Source organism: Rhodopirellula sp. SH410, assembly GCF_055811895.1.
The window spans coordinates 7,604,385-7,619,362 of the sequence record NZ_CM147949.1 but is presented as its reverse complement, the minus strand read 5'-3'; the positions used below and the strand labels follow the sequence as shown (position 1 = coordinate 7,619,362).

Annotated in this window: 11 protein-coding genes; 5 read left to right on the top strand and 6 right to left on the bottom strand. The window is 59.6% G+C overall.

All coding sequences use genetic code 11. The annotated features are described in order from the left end of the window. Positions 1-56: 56 nt before the first annotated feature. Both SH410x_RS27910 and SH410x_RS27905 read right to left on the bottom strand, forming a co-directional pair. Positions 57-3,425: a DUF1553 domain-containing protein gene (locus tag SH410x_RS27910; protein ID WP_473672817.1), complete on the bottom strand. Its 3,369-nt coding sequence runs from the start codon at positions 3,423-3,425 to the stop codon at positions 57-59. A 90-nt stretch (positions 3,426-3,515) separates the two neighbouring features. Continuing rightward, positions 3,516-4,709: a phosphoglycerate kinase gene (locus tag SH410x_RS27905; RefSeq protein WP_473672815.1), complete on the bottom strand. Its 1,194-nt coding sequence runs from the start codon at positions 4,707-4,709 to the stop codon at positions 3,516-3,518. A gap of 450 nt (positions 4,710-5,159) precedes the next feature. Between SH410x_RS27905 and SH410x_RS27900 the strand changes: the two genes are divergently transcribed. Next, positions 5,160-6,077, top strand: a complete 918-nt coding sequence (locus tag SH410x_RS27900) for a hypothetical protein (protein ID WP_473677420.1) — start codon at positions 5,160-5,162, stop codon at positions 6,075-6,077. Positions 6,078-6,254: 177 nt separating this feature from the next. Here SH410x_RS27900 and SH410x_RS27895 read toward each other — a convergent pair whose 3' ends face one another. The 3 genes from SH410x_RS27895 to hpt all read right to left on the bottom strand — a co-directional run bounded on the left by SH410x_RS27895 (position 6,255) and on the right by hpt (position 9,368). Continuing rightward, positions 6,255-7,370, bottom strand: a complete 1,116-nt coding sequence (locus SH410x_RS27895; RefSeq protein WP_473677419.1) for a glycosyltransferase family 4 protein — start codon at positions 7,368-7,370, stop codon at positions 6,255-6,257. 175 nt (positions 7,371-7,545) lie between these two features. Beyond that, positions 7,546-8,832 (bottom strand): glycosyltransferase family protein, encoded by a 1,287-nt coding sequence (locus SH410x_RS27890; protein WP_473672813.1) that lies wholly within the window; start codon positions 8,830-8,832, stop codon positions 7,546-7,548. Continuing rightward, complete coding sequence (gene hpt / locus SH410x_RS27885) at positions 8,829-9,368, bottom strand: hypoxanthine phosphoribosyltransferase (protein ID WP_473672811.1); 540 nt, start codon at positions 9,366-9,368, stop codon at positions 8,829-8,831. The genes SH410x_RS27890 and hpt overlap by 4 nt, the downstream gene beginning before the upstream one ends. Before the next feature lie 169 nt (positions 9,369-9,537). Here hpt and SH410x_RS27880 point away from each other — a divergent pair, with 169 nt between their 5' ends. Further along, the gene (locus tag SH410x_RS27880) at positions 9,538-9,906 is read left to right on the top strand and encodes a hypothetical protein (protein WP_473672809.1); all 369 of its coding nucleotides are present in this window, start codon (positions 9,538-9,540) and stop codon (positions 9,904-9,906) included. Positions 9,907-9,934: 28 nt separating this feature from the next. On the opposite strand, the gene SH410x_RS27875 is transcribed toward SH410x_RS27880, so the two are convergent. Further along, positions 9,935-11,008 (bottom strand): transporter substrate-binding domain-containing protein, encoded by a 1,074-nt coding sequence (locus SH410x_RS27875; protein WP_473672807.1) that lies wholly within the window; start codon positions 11,006-11,008, stop codon positions 9,935-9,937. Between the two features lie 269 nt (positions 11,009-11,277). Here SH410x_RS27875 and pheA point away from each other — a divergent pair, with 269 nt between their 5' ends. The 3 genes from pheA (at position 11,278) to lpdA (ending at position 14,836) form a co-directional block, all read left to right on the top strand. Continuing rightward, on the top strand, positions 11,278-12,354 hold the full coding sequence (gene pheA, locus SH410x_RS27870) for a prephenate dehydratase (protein WP_473672805.1): 1,077 nt from the start codon (positions 11,278-11,280) through the stop codon (positions 12,352-12,354). Positions 12,355-12,520: 166 nt separating this feature from the next. Next, positions 12,521-13,129: a 30S ribosomal protein S4 gene (gene rpsD / locus SH410x_RS27865; protein ID WP_473672803.1), complete on the top strand. Its 609-nt coding sequence runs from the start codon at positions 12,521-12,523 to the stop codon at positions 13,127-13,129. Between the two features lie 270 nt (positions 13,130-13,399). Continuing rightward, complete coding sequence (gene lpdA / locus SH410x_RS27860) at positions 13,400-14,836, top strand: dihydrolipoyl dehydrogenase (protein ID WP_473672801.1); 1,437 nt, start codon at positions 13,400-13,402, stop codon at positions 14,834-14,836. The last annotated feature ends 142 nt before the right edge of the window (positions 14,837-14,978 follow it).

The following is a 14,978-nucleotide window of genomic DNA, read 5'->3' as shown; positions in this document are numbered from 1 at the left end:
AGCAATGTCCCTCGCAACTCTCGCGGCGCGAAAGGCGGCAATCGGTCGGATTGCTTTTAACGTTTCATCAAGGTTTCATCGAGATTCAAGATCACATTACAGACCACCGTCCAGGCCGCCAGTTCAGCCGTCGTGGACTGAGACGACCCATCGCCGGGCAGTGGCCCGAGGTCGCTGGGCAGTGGCCCGAGGGGTTCGGTCGCCATCGCATTGGCGTCCGCGGAGTGCTCACGGTAGTGGCCGGTCAATTCGTCGGCGAACTCCATGAGTCGCTGTCTTTCGGCTGCACTCGGATCTCGCAGCAAGACTTGCTCGAAGAGGAAGGTGACTCGCTCTTTCGGATCGCTCTCGGCTTGGACGGCGCGGCGGGCCAATGCTTGCGCCGCTTCGATATAGACCGGGTCATTGAGCGTCACGAGGGCCTGTAGCGGCGTGTTGGTGCGTATGCGACGCACTGTACAGACCTCTCGATTGGGCGAGTCGAACTGAGCCATCGATGGATACGGACTCGACCGACGCCATAACGTATACAGCCCTCGGCGGTAGCGATCCTCGCCACTGCTCGTCTTCCAATCCGTTTCCGAACCGAAGGCTGCTCGCAGCCCTAAGTCAGGTTGCATGGGCTGCACCGGAGTGCCGAACATGGTGTCGCTGAGCAAACCGCTGACAAACAAAGCTTGGTCTCGCACCACTTCAGCAGTCGCCCGGAACCGCGGTCCGCGGGCGAGCAACCGATTGTCGGGGTCGAGTTGCAGTAATTCGGGTGTGGCCCGCGAGCTCTGGCGATAGGTTGCCGACGTGACCAGCGACCGCAACAGCGACTTTAAATCCCAGCCGCCCTCACGTAGTTCCACGGCTAAGTAATCGAGCAGTTTGGGATGCGAGGGCATTTCACCTTGCGAGCCAAAATCCTCGCTCGTGTCCACCAATCCAATTCCGAAGATCTGCTCCCAATGCCGATTGGCGATCACCCGTGCGGTGAGCGGGTTGTCCTCGTCGATGAGCCACTGGGCGAGCGCCATCCGGTCGGGACGTGCTCCCCTTGCGACTTGCAAATCATGAAACGCCGCCGGTACCCCCGCGCTGACTTCGTCGCCGGTACTGAGGTAGCTACCACGTCGCTGAATCTTGGTCACACGGCGCTTCGCTTCCGGCAGATCTCGCATCACCGGCACGCTCGTGTCGGGCGCAAGGTTCGCCAACTCTGTTTGCCGCGTTTCTAACTGCGATCGAAGGTCGGCGAGCAGAGGGGAGATCCCGCGGTAGTAGTCGGCGATCGATTCTCGCTCGCTGTTGGTCCAGTCGCTCGCTGGTTTCTGGATCGCGTGCTGAATTTCGGCAGGGGTGTTGGCCCACTCGATCAGCTGAGCATCCGACGTCATCGACAATCGAAATCGTCTTTGGTCTGCGGGCGAAGCTTGAAGCCGGATGGTGAGCGTACCGCCCGCAAGCTCTTTGGCATCGTCGAGGGCGTACGATCGGCCATGGTCTTCGACGGCAGTGAGTTTCACCGGAACTTCGCCGCTGGTAAGGTACCGGCGATGTGGCGAGGGGACCTCCGACGGACTTTGCTGCCACACGACTTCATGTTTTTCATCGAGCAGAGAAAGCTTGAATCCGGCGAGTCGCTGCTGGAGGGATTCGCCTCCGTCGGTCCGATTCCAAATCGCCAGCGACTCGATCGGCTGCGTCGAACCAAGGTCCAGCTCCAGCCAAGGATCTTTCTCGATCGCGGTGTGCGTGACTGAACCGGAGGCGAATTCACCATCGGTATTGCCATCGATCGCATACTGAACCTCACCACCAAATCCGGTCGAGCTCTGTGTGGCCGTTGCGGCGGCGGCGACATTGACGCCATCTGCGAAAGCTTGCAGTTCGGCGACATGGATCATTTTTTTGTCGCCGGGCAGATCGATGCGGACATAGCGAGCATCGACCGTGGTTGCCTGCGTCGGCTTCCAGGTGGCCTGCACCTCGTTTAACTCCAACGCCTGCTCGTCGCCCGCTGGGGCGTCCAATCTCAATCCCGCCAGGGATGCGTCCGTTACGCAGGTGATGACGATCTCGCCGGGGCCGGTCGCATTCGACGCGACCGTGACCCAACCCTGGTTATCGATTTCAAGCTCGGTACCGTCCAGCGTTACCAGCGTTGGGTGCAGCGTCTGCCATGTCGCGGGCGTGGTCAGTTGAGTCAGCCACTCGTGGCGTGCCGATTCAATCTCGGGGGTCGCGAGATGGAGCGATTTTTTTAAGCCGGCGATGTTGGTTTGCAACTCGTGTTGTCGCTGGCGTTGTTGATCGGACCAAATCGACAGTCGCGGTCGCTCGTCGCGTTGGTCGGCGTCTTCACTCTGATTGAAGAAATCAAAGAACTGAAAGTATTCGGTTTGGGTGATGGGGTCGTACTTGTGCGTGTGGCACTGGGCACACGACATCGTCGTTCCCATCCACACCGCCATGGTTGTGTTCACTCGGTCGACGACCGCCACGTTTCGGAACTCTTCATCGTTCGTGCCGCCTTCGTTATTGGTCATCGTGTTGCGATGAAACGCCGTCGCGATCAGTTGGGACTCGCTCGGGTCGTCCATCAAGTCGCCGGCGATCTGTTCAATGGTAAATTCATCGAAGGGCTTGTTCTCATTGAGCGAGCGGATCACGTAATCGCGATACGCCCAAATTGTACGCATCGGATCGTCGGCATAGCCGGCCGAGTCCGCGTAGCGGGCGAGGTCTAACCACACACTTGCCCAACGTTCGCCGAAGGCGGGCTTGGCAAGCATTTGATCGACATAGATCTCGTAGGCATCGCTACGGGGATCGTCGGCGAAGTCCGATGCCTCCTGCCAAGTCGGTGGTAATCCGGTCAGGTCCAAAGCCACCCGGCGAGCGAGTGTCAAACGATCCGTTGCGGGTGAAGGAGCCAAACCCTCCGCTTCGAGTTTGGCGAGAACGAAGTTGTCGATTGGATTGATCGGCCAGGCCTTGTCCGCCACGGCGGGCAGCGGCGGTCGCTCGGGTTTGACATAGGACCAATGACGCGCATAGTGAGCACCTTGATCGATCCAGCGACGAATCAACTCGACGTCGGCGGGTGTGAAAACGCGGCCCTTGCCGTCGGGCGGCATCCGCATGTCGGCATCCTCGGTCGTTAGCCTCGCGATGATTTCGCTCGCGTCAGCATCGCCGGGAACGATCGCGGCATAACCCCCCAGATCGTCCTGTGACCCCGCCTCGGTATCCAATCGTAGATCCGCCGCTCGACTGTCCTCGTCGGGACCATGGCAGACAAGGCAGTTCCCCGACAGCAGCGGACGAATGTCCCGGTTGAAATCAACGGTATCGTCCGCGTAGGCAATCTCGCTCGGCACAATCAGATGGGTGAGGGCAGCAGCGAGCAGCAAATATCGGAATGCGAGGAGCAACATCGACTCGTGTGGGCAGGGGGGGCGTCGATCGGTGGGATTGAGGCCGAGGACACAAATTTGCCCTCACCTCATCCCATCATACCCTGCTTACTATGCTTCGTCGAGCAAATCGACTGCGGCAAACGCTTTGCCTTCGAGCATCGCGAGCGAGGCGCCGCCGCCGGTACTGACGTGGCTGACACGGTCGGCGAAGCCGAGTTGGTCGACGGCTGCGGCACTGTCGCCACCACCGATGATGCTGATCGCGTCACTGTCGGCGACAGCCTCGGCAACGGCACGGGTGCCAGCGTCCATGGGTGGCTTTTCGAACACGCCCATCGGTCCGTTCCAGACCACGGTCTTGGCGCCCTTGATGATCTCGGCGTAGTTCTTGGCCGTTTCGGGGCCGATGTCCAAGCCTTCCATGCCGTCAGGGATTTGACCGGCGGGCACGATTTTCTTGTTACAGCCTGCGATGTTACCGAAGTCGTCGCCACAGTGCGTGTCGACGGGCAGGTGCAGTTTGCCATTGCTCTTGGCCAGCAGTTCCTTGGCCAACTCGACTTTGTCCTTTTCGACCAAGCTATCGCCGACCTGACCGCCCTGGGCGAGTGAGAAGGTGTAGGCCATCGCTCCACCGATCAGAATGGAGTCGCAGATGCCTAGCAGATTGTTGATCACATTGATTTTGTCGCTGACCTTGGCACCACCGAGGATGGCGACGAAAGGGCGAGCCGGGGTGCTGATCGCGTCGGAGAGATATTGGATCTCCTTGGCGACGAGGTGGCCGACGACGCGAGGTTTGCCCGCCATTGCTGTGGGGACGGCGACCATCGAGGCATCTTCTCGGTGGCAGGTGCCGAAGGCGTCGTTGCAGTACACGTCCGCCATCGCGGCGAGCTTGCCTGCGAACTCGGCATCGCCCTTTTTCTCGCCGGGGTTGAATCGCAGGTTCTCTAGGACGAGCACTTCGCCCGGTTTCAGGCCAGCAGCTTTGGCTTGGGCGTCTTCGCCGACCGTGTCGCTGGCGAAATGCACGGGGCTGCCGAGCAGTTCGCCCAATCGGGTCGCGGTGGGAGCTAGTGAGAACTTCTCGTCGCCAGCACCGCCGGTGGGCCGTCCCAGGTGGCTCATCAGGATCACGGCGCCCTTCCGATCGATCACGCTCTTGATGCTCGGTAGCGCCATCCGAATGCGGCGGTCGTCCGTGATTTCGTTTTGTTCGTTCAGGGGGACGTTGAAATCAACCCGCATGAGGACGGTTTTGCCTTGGACTTCGGTCTGATCGATCGTCTTTTTGGCCATCGAGAATCTGCTCCGGTTATCGAAAAAAGCTGCAAAGTTTGAATTTGCATTGAGGTTTGTTTCTGTGGGCTAACCAGTATCGGCCAGAATCCCGCAGCCGCGAAGGGGCCGACGGTTTTTCCGCACTCCTATCCTGGTTTCCTCACGTCTTACCACCGGCATAACCGAAACCAGAGTAGGCACGACTGCGACTCAGTTTTCTGAGCCGGAGCCGGAGCCGGTCTGTCGTGACCTTGGTGGAACGAGTCGCGACGACGTTCGTCAACTACGAACGATTACAACGCAATATTGGGGGCGGTGCTGGTGATCTCCAGAACCACGATAGACGAAATATGCGCGCATTTGACCATCCGGTCTGTCCGGCCGGTTGCCGGATGCTTGCTGGCGATCCTTGTGACGGGGCTGCAATATGCTCCCTCGGCACAGGCTCAGTCGCCGCAGGCTCAGACCTTGCGGTTCCAGGGGGTGCAATCCCAAGGGGCACAATCCTACGCGGCGCAATCTCAAGCGGCGCAATCTCAGGCGGCGTCGTTGCCCAGCACCACACGCCGATTTCCTTCGGTGTTCGGTTGGGGACAAGACTCCAATGCGGCGCCGAAAGTCGGTTCGCCGGAGCACCGTGAAGCGATCTTGAACGCCTTGCCCCTGGATCGGCTGACACCTGGGGCACGCACCCAAATTTTGGAAATCGCCGAGAATCCGACGCTGTTTCGGCAATTACCCAGCCAGGCGGTGCAGTGCGATCAGGACATGTTTTTGTTCCTGACACGTAACCCGGACGTGTTGGTCGGTCTGTGGGACCTGATGGACATCACCAAGGTGCAGTGTCAAAGGCTCGGTCCCTACCAGATCGAAGCCAGCGATCAGGCGGGTACGTTGTGCAAGGTCGATTTGGTCTATGGCGACACCGAACAGCACATCTTCGTGGTCGAAGGTTCGTATGATGGCAAGATGGTGCCCACACCGATTCGCGGAAAAGGTGTGTTCGTATTGAGATCGGCATATGCCCAGAACGCGGACGGCAACACCACCATTTCGGGGACGCTCGATTGCTTTGTGCAGCTCGAGAGCCTCGGCTTGGATCTGATCGCCCGAACATTCAGTCCCATCATCGGCCGCTCGGCCGACAGTAACTTCGTCCAAACGGCACGATTCATTTCGCAGGTCAGTCAAGCGAGCAGTCGGAATCCGGCCGCGATGCTCGATGTCGCCAACCGACTACCGCAAGTCGAGCCGCCCGTTCGCAAGGCGTTCGCGGACACGATCGTGACGGTCGCCCGTCGCGGCCGAGAACTCGTTGAGGCCGCCGACACAGCGAAAACAGCCCAACACCCCAGCACGACTGTCCCGGCTGGGATGACAAGGTAGGAAGCCGCCGGTTTCTAGGGAACGAGCGGAAAATAAGTGGCCGAACGCTCCACGGTCGGAATGGTCGACCGCGGAGCGTTCGGCCACAATATCAGACAGTTGTTTTCTGCTCGTTCCTTAGACTTCTCATTACCGTTCCACGGGGAATGGTTTTTCAATCCAGGCTGGACGCTGAGGTCACATTCCTTCAGCAAGCAGCCTGCGGTAGAGAGCGACGTGTGCATGGATCATCGCATCGACCGTGAATTCAGTTTCGATGCGGGTGCGGGCGGCAGCGGTGAGCTGCGCGGCCAGTTCCCGGTCGGATAATAACCCGTGTGTTTTTTCGGCGAGTTGGCCGGTCTCGCCGAGTTCAAACAGGCAACCTGTTTCGCCGTCGATCACCAGGTCGTTGTTGCCGGCGATGTCCGAGGCGACCACAGGCACGCCCGCCTGCATCGCTTCAATGACCGCGTTGCTTTGCCCCTCGTACTCGCTCGCGATCCAGAACGCGTCGGCGTGTGGCAGTAGCTGGAGAACGTCGTCTCGATTGCCCGCAAAGCGGACATACTCCACGCGTGAAACCGCATCGCGATGCCGTAGCATCTCATCGCGTTGGGGACCGTCACCAATGATGACCAGTGTGGTGTCGCCGCGGAGCGTGCCCAGCAGTTCGGCGGCCCAAATCAGATCGCGGATTCGCTTCTGCGGCCACAGTCGACCGACTGCGAGAATGAGTTTGCGATCCTCGTCTACCTCCAATCGCTGCAGCGCCATGCGGCGATCGATCGGTGTTGATGGATCGGTCGCCGCAACGGGTTCGATACCGTTGGGAATGATCGCAAATTGTTTAGGCGAAATGCCGTGAGCGACGTAAAAGTCACGCACGCCCTCGCTGTTGGTCGTGATGGCGTCAGTCCATCTTTGCAGCCCGCGGTCGATGAGAAAGTGCCAGCCATGCTTCCAGGGATCGACACAGCGTTCGCTCGCGATAATGACCGGCACGCCGGCGCACCGGGCGGCGACGCGGCCGAAACTATTCGCGGCGAACAACCACGTATGAACCACGTCGGGCTGCCACGTGCCGAACCACTTCGTTAGCCGCACGAGTGCCGTGGGATCGACTTTGAATTTCTTGCCAATCAACATGACTTCGATACCCGCCTGGCGAAGCGATTCGCTGCGAGGACCGTCGCGGGTCAGTAGCGCAACCCGGACGTCATGTCCTGCCCGAGCCAATCCCAATGCGAGCAGTACGACTTGTTTCTCCGCCCCACCCCGGTCCATCGTCGGGATGACCAACGCGATCTTCAGCGGATGTGCGGCAGCTTCTGATGTGTCGGCGAGTGACAAAACTATGTTCCGAGGTTGTGTTGCGAAGCCGGTCTGGTTGAGTTGCTTAATGAAACCGCGTGGGGATCGCTCTGAGTTGTGAGCGGCAATCCGCCCCCGGGGATGCGGTGACACGAGGCAATCCATGCAAACCTAATTAAGTCGGCGAGATCGTCCCGGTGGACGACAGAATCGATGCCCACTGATTGAGTTCTTCGCCGGCGCTGAAGCGGCGGGCCGCATCCATCGCGATTTCCCAAGCGAGATCATTCGCCGCGGGCAGGTTATCCCAGACGCTACGAAAGGACTTGCGAAACGATCCCGGTTTATTGGCATCGTACCAGGTGATGGAATCGACAATATCGGAGGCGAATTTGTCTTTCATCCAAGCTCGGATCGGGGCGTGGTCGGCGACCACGGTCGGCAGGGCGCGGGCAATGGCGGTCGGCAGAGTGTAACGGAGTTGATCCTCGTCGGTCACGACGACACCTTCGGCCGCAGTCCAAATGTCGGTCATGTCGGTAAAGGTGCCTGGGATCGCGACGACGTCCCGCACGCCTTCCGCTTTGAGTTCGGCGTGTACCCAGTCATGGAGCGGACCATCGCCGAGCATCCAGATTTTTAAATTGGGATACCGCGCGCACAGCAATCTCGCACTGCCGACGACGGACCCCACGCCACCGCGGTCGTCGGAGCGTCCAGCCATTCGTCCGCACCACAGCAATACTTGATCGTCTTTACCGGTCACTAAATCGCGGTTGATGCCCGCGAGTGATTGACGTGAGGCCAGCCTTTCTTCGAGAGAAACTCGCGTTGGCCTCGCGAATCCAGGTGTCACCCGGCGAATCCGTCCCGGTGCGATCCCGCCGGAGACTAGGAACCGATCCAGTGTCGGGTGCCGCGTGATGACTTGATCCAGGTCTGCGATCGCTTGCAGACAACGTTTGCCACCGCGTGATTGCCGGCACGTCACATCGTCACCGTCGCCGCCCCAGCCATCGCATAGGGCAACTCCGCGGGTTGCCGGGCGGGTGCCGCGGGTCGGATCGTTGCGTGAGTGTTCGATCGCCGCGGCCACACTGCGCACGTCGTCGTCGATCCCATCGCATACGATCCAGTCAAAGCGAGACGTCTGTTCGGCTAGCCAGTTTCCCAGATAACGCACGTAACGTTGGGTGGACCAATCCCCTTTGGGAGCGGCGAGAATGCGATGCACACGGATGCGGCCATACAAAAACTCGTGCGACCAATGTGTGCCGTACCGCGGTGTCACCACTTCGACATGCATATTCATGCCAGCCAAGGCTTGGGTCAAAGCGGTTGCCGTCGCAGCCTGCGGGTATTGACCGGCAGCGTGGGGCCAGTACCGCCGGGTGACCCACAGCACACGAATTTGCTCGGCCGTCGAGAGTTGCCGTTGGGGGTGCAGGAGCGGGGAATTCATCCGAACTCGGCCGCCGTTGCCGCAATCTCGTCGGGCTCCAGGACAGCGATGTAAGGCAGATTGCGATACATATCGAGGTAATCCAACCCATAGCCGACGACAAACTCGTCCGGGATCTCAAAGGCGACGAAATCCGGTCGTCGGCTGTGTTGGCCTTCGCGAGATTTCCGCAGCAGCACGGCCGTGGCCACACTGGCGGCCCCCATCGCGAGTAGCTCTTCGCGTAATTTCGTGATCGTCGCCCCCGTGTCAAAGATATCGTCCACCAAGAGCACGTCGCGGCTTTTGACGTCGATCAACATTTTCGCGTCAATGATCAGCTCCCCGGCTTGAGTGCCGCCGCGATAACTCGACGCTTGGATCACGCCGACCCGCTGCGGCATGGCGAGCCGCCGGATCAGGTCGGCAAATAGCACCACGGAACCGGTCAGCACGGCGACCACCGTGATCGGACGCCCTTGGTAATGTGCGTCGATTTCGTGAGCGAGCTGGGCGACGCCCGCGGACAGCTGCGTTTCGGTGATCAACGTACGCACGGGGCAAAACCTAAGCAGAACAAAATACGCGCTCTAGATGATTTGAGGTGAGATTGCCGAGAGAAACGGTCTGACCGATCCGTGGGGGGCAGGCCAGCCGATACAACCGGTGAGCCGGTACTGATCGGCGACTGCATTTTGCCGCATTTTATCAAGGTCGACCAGCCGCATGACTCCGTCGCAAAAGCTCGCCCGCGCCCGCAACTGTGTCCATGCCTACTGCCAGGAGCAATTTCCTGACGAGACGATCGAACTTCGCGACTCCGTTTTTATTAGCGAAGAATTCTACCGCGGGCGACGATTCCGCTGTGACCAGTTCTCGGCGGTCTGGTTTGCCGAGGAGGATGAGGTCAAGATTCATTCGTCCGCTGGGGTCTGTGTGGCCAGCTGGAACGCCGCTGAAATGGCCGCAAGAATCGAGAGAGTCGAGAAAACGGGGTCAGTCGAGCGGGTCGCGACGGAGCGACCGAGTACCCTGCCGATGATCGCGGCGGAGACCCATCCCGAACCACAGGTTGAGATCCGGCGGGCCGCATAGCTGCCGTCGCCAGACGGTGGGAAATCACTCAACGGCCCATGTGACGGTGTTCGGTCGCCTCCCACTGAGGGGCCGAAATGATCCGCAGCAGGGAAACATTGATGGGCTCGCGCAGTTCGCTTCGGGTCGGCAAGGCAATCGCGTGCGACTCGTGTTGGAAACGCACGGGCAAGACTTCGGCGAGACCCGAGAACTTGTCGTGGATTTCGTATCGCAAGGAGGGGTAGTCGTAGACCACCGCATCGATTTGATCGTCGACGAGGGCTGTTAGGGCCGCATTTTCGTCCGGATAGACTTGGAACCCATATCCAGACTCTTGCAGATAGGTTTCGCCGGTGGAGTCTAGCACCGTACCGGTCCGGACGCTGGCAAGATCTGCGGGCGAGTGGATAGGCGAATCCAGTTGCATCACGGTCATCTGGGCGGCAATCGAACCGGTGACAATCGTCAAACTGACCACGCCGACCAGCATCCAAAGCACGGCCAATGCCCGGCCGGCGAGGGTGCGCGGCGTTTTGTCTCCGTAGCCTACTGTTGTCATCGTCACCACTGCCCACCAGATACCGTGGCCCAATCCGTCGAGCACACCGCCGAAGTGATCCGGATTGTGTCGCCGTTCAGCCAGCCACATGAAGCAGCCAATGCAGAGCGTTACAGCGGCGAGGAACCCAAGCAGTGAAAGGAACTGCCTGGCGAGTAAATGCAGCAGGCCCGCTCCCCAATCGCGGCGATATGCTTTGCGGACTGCGACACCGAGCCCGGACGAGTAAAAGGGGTGCGAAAAATCGAGTGTCCGCTCGCGACCTGACGTCACAGTGACGGCCGCGACCGCGGCGTCAACGTCCCCGGCCTGCGTCGCTGGGAGTAGATCCTGAGGTTCCATTTCACGGAACTCAAAATCCCATTGGTTGTCGCCGGCAATTTCACGCCACAACTCCACGCTGATCCCGTCCCAGGACCCGTCTGGCAACTTCATCGCAAACGGTGGGACATGGTGAGTGCCAATGACCAGTTTGCGGGCATCGCCCTGGGGCGATTGCGCAGGAGCGGCAGGCGCCCCAGCGAGCAAGTAAATGCAGATTCCTAAAAACAGTCGAGTCATTGGCCAGCTTCCTTCCTGGACAGCCACACTGGGGGGGGAGTGAACAGGAGACTCCGCCCACGTCTCGAATCATTCACAATCGGCCCCAGTCTATCAGTCGCCGGTTCGGACGAAAGATTTCGAGATCGGAAAATCTCACGATAGAAAAGAAGCATGGGTTGAAGTTTCGTAGTCCCTGGAGTTGAATCCAAACGCTTAACGCGTTCCCATATGGCAAAAAGCGAGGCCTATCGCTCGCCATTCCAGCCCATCTTGCCGTCGTATTTGCCATGCCTGACCCCACTTCCCTCGATCAGCTCGATCAGCTCGATCAGCTCGACCAAGAAATCCTCGCATTGGTCGATCGCCGTCAACGTTGGGTAGCAGCACAACTGAGTGAGAGCGAGAGGGCGGTGGGCCTGTCCGCGGCGCTCGCTGCCGCAGAAAAGGTGGTCGAGCAGCTCAGGACGCAGGCAGACGCGGGTATTTCAGCGGCCGCGAGACGGTCCATTTTGCGGCACATCGTGTCGGCATGTTACCAAGCGTCCCAGCCGGAATTGGTCGCTTTTCTGGGGCCCATCGACAGCTACAGCCACTTGGCGGCCCTGGAATATTTCGGCTCCGGCACCGCCTTGTCGCCCGTTTCTTCCATCGGCGCCGTGTTCGACGCGGTCAGCCGCGGCGATTGTGCCCATGGAATCGTGCCCATCGAAAACAGCACCGATGGCCGCATCGTCGACACGCTCGGCCGCTTAGCACACGGAAACGTGAACATCACCGGTGAGTTGCTGCTCGCGATCCACCACAATTTATTATCGCTCAGCCCGCGTGAGGAGATCACGCAGGTACACAGTAAGCCGCAAGCATTGTCTCAGTGTCGAGGTTGGCTGGCGGATCATCTACCAGGTGTTGAACTGGTCGAAACCGCGTCAACGGCAGCGGCGGCGGAGGCGGCGGCGGCCACGCCGGGGATCGCGGCGGTGGCGAGTCTGCCGGCGGCAACGCGCTACGGTCTCGGTGTCGTGCAAGCCTCGATCGAGGATAATCGGCACAATGTCACCCGCTTCGCCGTGCTGGGGGCGGGCCTGCCCGAGCCGACCGGGGACGACAAGACGACGCTGTTATTCAAGGTTCAGCACCGGCCTGGGGCGCTGGCCGATGTGATGGGCATCGTTCGCGATCATGGCTTGAATCTGACATGGATTGAGTCATTTCCGCAGCCTGGTCGACCGAATGAGTATTTTTTCATTGTCGAGTTTCCCGGCCACCAAGCCGAGCCGGCTGTGGCGGGCGTGATCGCAACGCTGCAGCAGAAGACTCAACATCTCGCCGTGCTGGGCAGCTATCCACAGGGGCGAAAGGTTTAAAGTCAATCCATTCCCCTTGAAATTTCTGCGCCGCCCATTCACAATCCCCTCTCGAATTTTCACAAAAGTTCGTTTTTCCTGAATTCAGGCGAGACCGTCTGGGGTCGATTGTCGATCCCCATTACGCCGATCCCGCCGTCCCACTCCCGAATCGAGAACGAAATAGATGGGTCATTACACAGGTCCAAAAGCCCGCATTAACCGTCGTTTGGGCACAATGCTCTACGAAACAGCGGGCGCCACCCGCGCCCTCGATCGGCGTAACACGCCTCCGGGGATGCACGTTCGAGGCCGCCGACCAAGCGTCTACGGCTTGGCCTTGATGGAAAAGCAAAAGATCAAGCACTATTACGGGTTGGGCGAACGTCAACTACGCCGTTACTTTGATAACGTCGGCCGTAAATCCGGAAATACCGGTGAGTTGTTGTTGCTGATGTGCGAAAGCCGCTTGGACAACGTCGTCCGCCGCGTCGGCTTCACCAAGACCCGTCCGCAAGCTCGTCAGGGCATCGTTCACGGTCACTTTTGCGTCAACGGCATCAAGGTCACCAAGCCTGGCTACCTGCTGCGATCCAATGACATCATCGAAGTCCGCGGTCGTGAAAACCTCAAAAACCTGTATCGCGGCGTCATCGCCAACTCGCCGCCAGACGGGTTGGATTGGGTTTCGTTCGACAGCGAAGGTTTGCGTGCGACCGTCCTGAGCTTGCCCAGCCCGGTCGACATCAGCCTGCCCGTCGATGCTAACAGCGTCGTCGAATTCTTGTCACGCTAAAGCGACGACGCTCAGCTACGCAGTCGCCACGCTCGCCAGAGCGTGGCGAACGCTTGACGCAGTTCTTGTTCCGGTCTTCTCTCCCCAGGGGGCGAAATAAGAACTGCCGTTCGCGTCAGTCACCGGGACCGGGCTACAAGACGGCCAGCCCGGAGGGCGACACATTCGCATTGGGTTCAATGTGCCGCCCTCCGAGCTAAGAAGCCGACAGCAGTTTCAGGCTACAAATCGCTTCTCAAATTTCTCCTTCACGCAACCTGTTTCCACATCATGCACAGTCCCGTTGTTGTTCTCGGTGGTGGCCCTGGTGGTTATGCGGCCGCTTTTCTCGCAGCCGATGAAGGCCTCGATGTTACCATTGTCGAAGCCGAGTCTCGCTTGGGTGGCACCTGTCTGCTGCGTGGTTGTATCCCCAGCAAGGCGCTGTTGCACGTTGCCAAGGTGATCAACGAAGTCGAAGAGTTGAAGGCGGATTGGGGCGTTGAGTATCCGGGCGAACCGAAGATCAACGTCGACACCGTGCGGGGACGCAAGGAAAAAGTGATCTCGAACCTCACCGGTGGTTTGGCTCAAATCGCGAAACGCCGGGGCGTGACCGTGATCCAGGCGCGAGGTTCGTTCGTGAGTTCAGGCGAACTCAAGCTCGAGGGCGACCACGAATCGATCCCCGAAGGCGGCACGATTACGTTTGATCACTGCATCCTGGCGACCGGCAGCGTGCCCGCCATGCCGCCAAGTTTCAACATTGGCAGCGACCGGGTCATGGACAGTACCGGGGCACTCGCCCTGAAGGATATTCCCGAATCACTGCTCGTGATCGGTGGCGGTTACATCGGGCTGGAGATGGGCACCGTCTATGCTCACCTCGGTTCCAAGGTGACGGTTGTCGAGTTGGCTGAAGGGTTGCTGCCGGGTGCGGATCGCGATCTCGTCAAACCGCTCGCCAAACGCATCGACGCGATGTGCGAAGGCCGCGTTTTTCTGAACACGAAAGTCGGCTCGATCACCGAAGTCGATGATAAGATCGAAGTCACTTTTGAGGGGCCGAGCAAGTTCGGTCACGAGCGTTTTGATCGCGTGCTCGTGAGCGTTGGACGTCGTCCGGTCACCCGTGGTCTCGGTTTGGAAAACACACAGGTCGTCGTCAACGAACGCGGTTTCGTGGTCTGTGATTCACAGCAGCGCACCGCCGATCCCAAGATCTTTGCGATCGGTGACGTCGCTGGCGATCCGATGCTCGCCCATAAGGCCACCCACGAAGGCCGTATCGCTGCCGAAGTGATCGCGGGCAAAGCGGTTGAGTTTGACAAGCGAGCGATCCCCGCGGTGGTCTTCACCGATCCGGAAATCGCCTGGGCCGGTCTGACCGAAGAAGAAGCCAAGCGGGACGGTCGCGAAGTCAGCGTGGCGGTTTATCCCTGGGTCGCCAGCGGACGCGCCCAAGCTCTCAATATCACCGATGGCTTGACGAAGTGGTTGATCGATCCCAAAACCAATCGTGTCCTCGGCTGCGGTATCGTCGGTAGCGGTGCGGGCGAGTTGATCGCCGAAGCCGTGTTGGCGATTGAGATGGGTTGTGAAGTCGCTGATATCGCCGAGTCGGTTCACCCGCACCCCACGCTCAGCGAAACACTGATGAACGCGGGCGAGGTGTATTTCGGCACCGCAACCGAAATCTACAAGCCAAAGAAAAAAGCGAAGGCCTAGAGAGGCGTGTTGATTTCTTGAGCCGGGTCGTGTGAGCGGTCGCCTGTCACCCGATGCCTTACGGCATTCGGCTCCCCATCGCCGGTGGAAGTTCGGCTAAATCAACAGTCTGCGAGAGGGGCGTCGCTTAGGGTCATTGGTC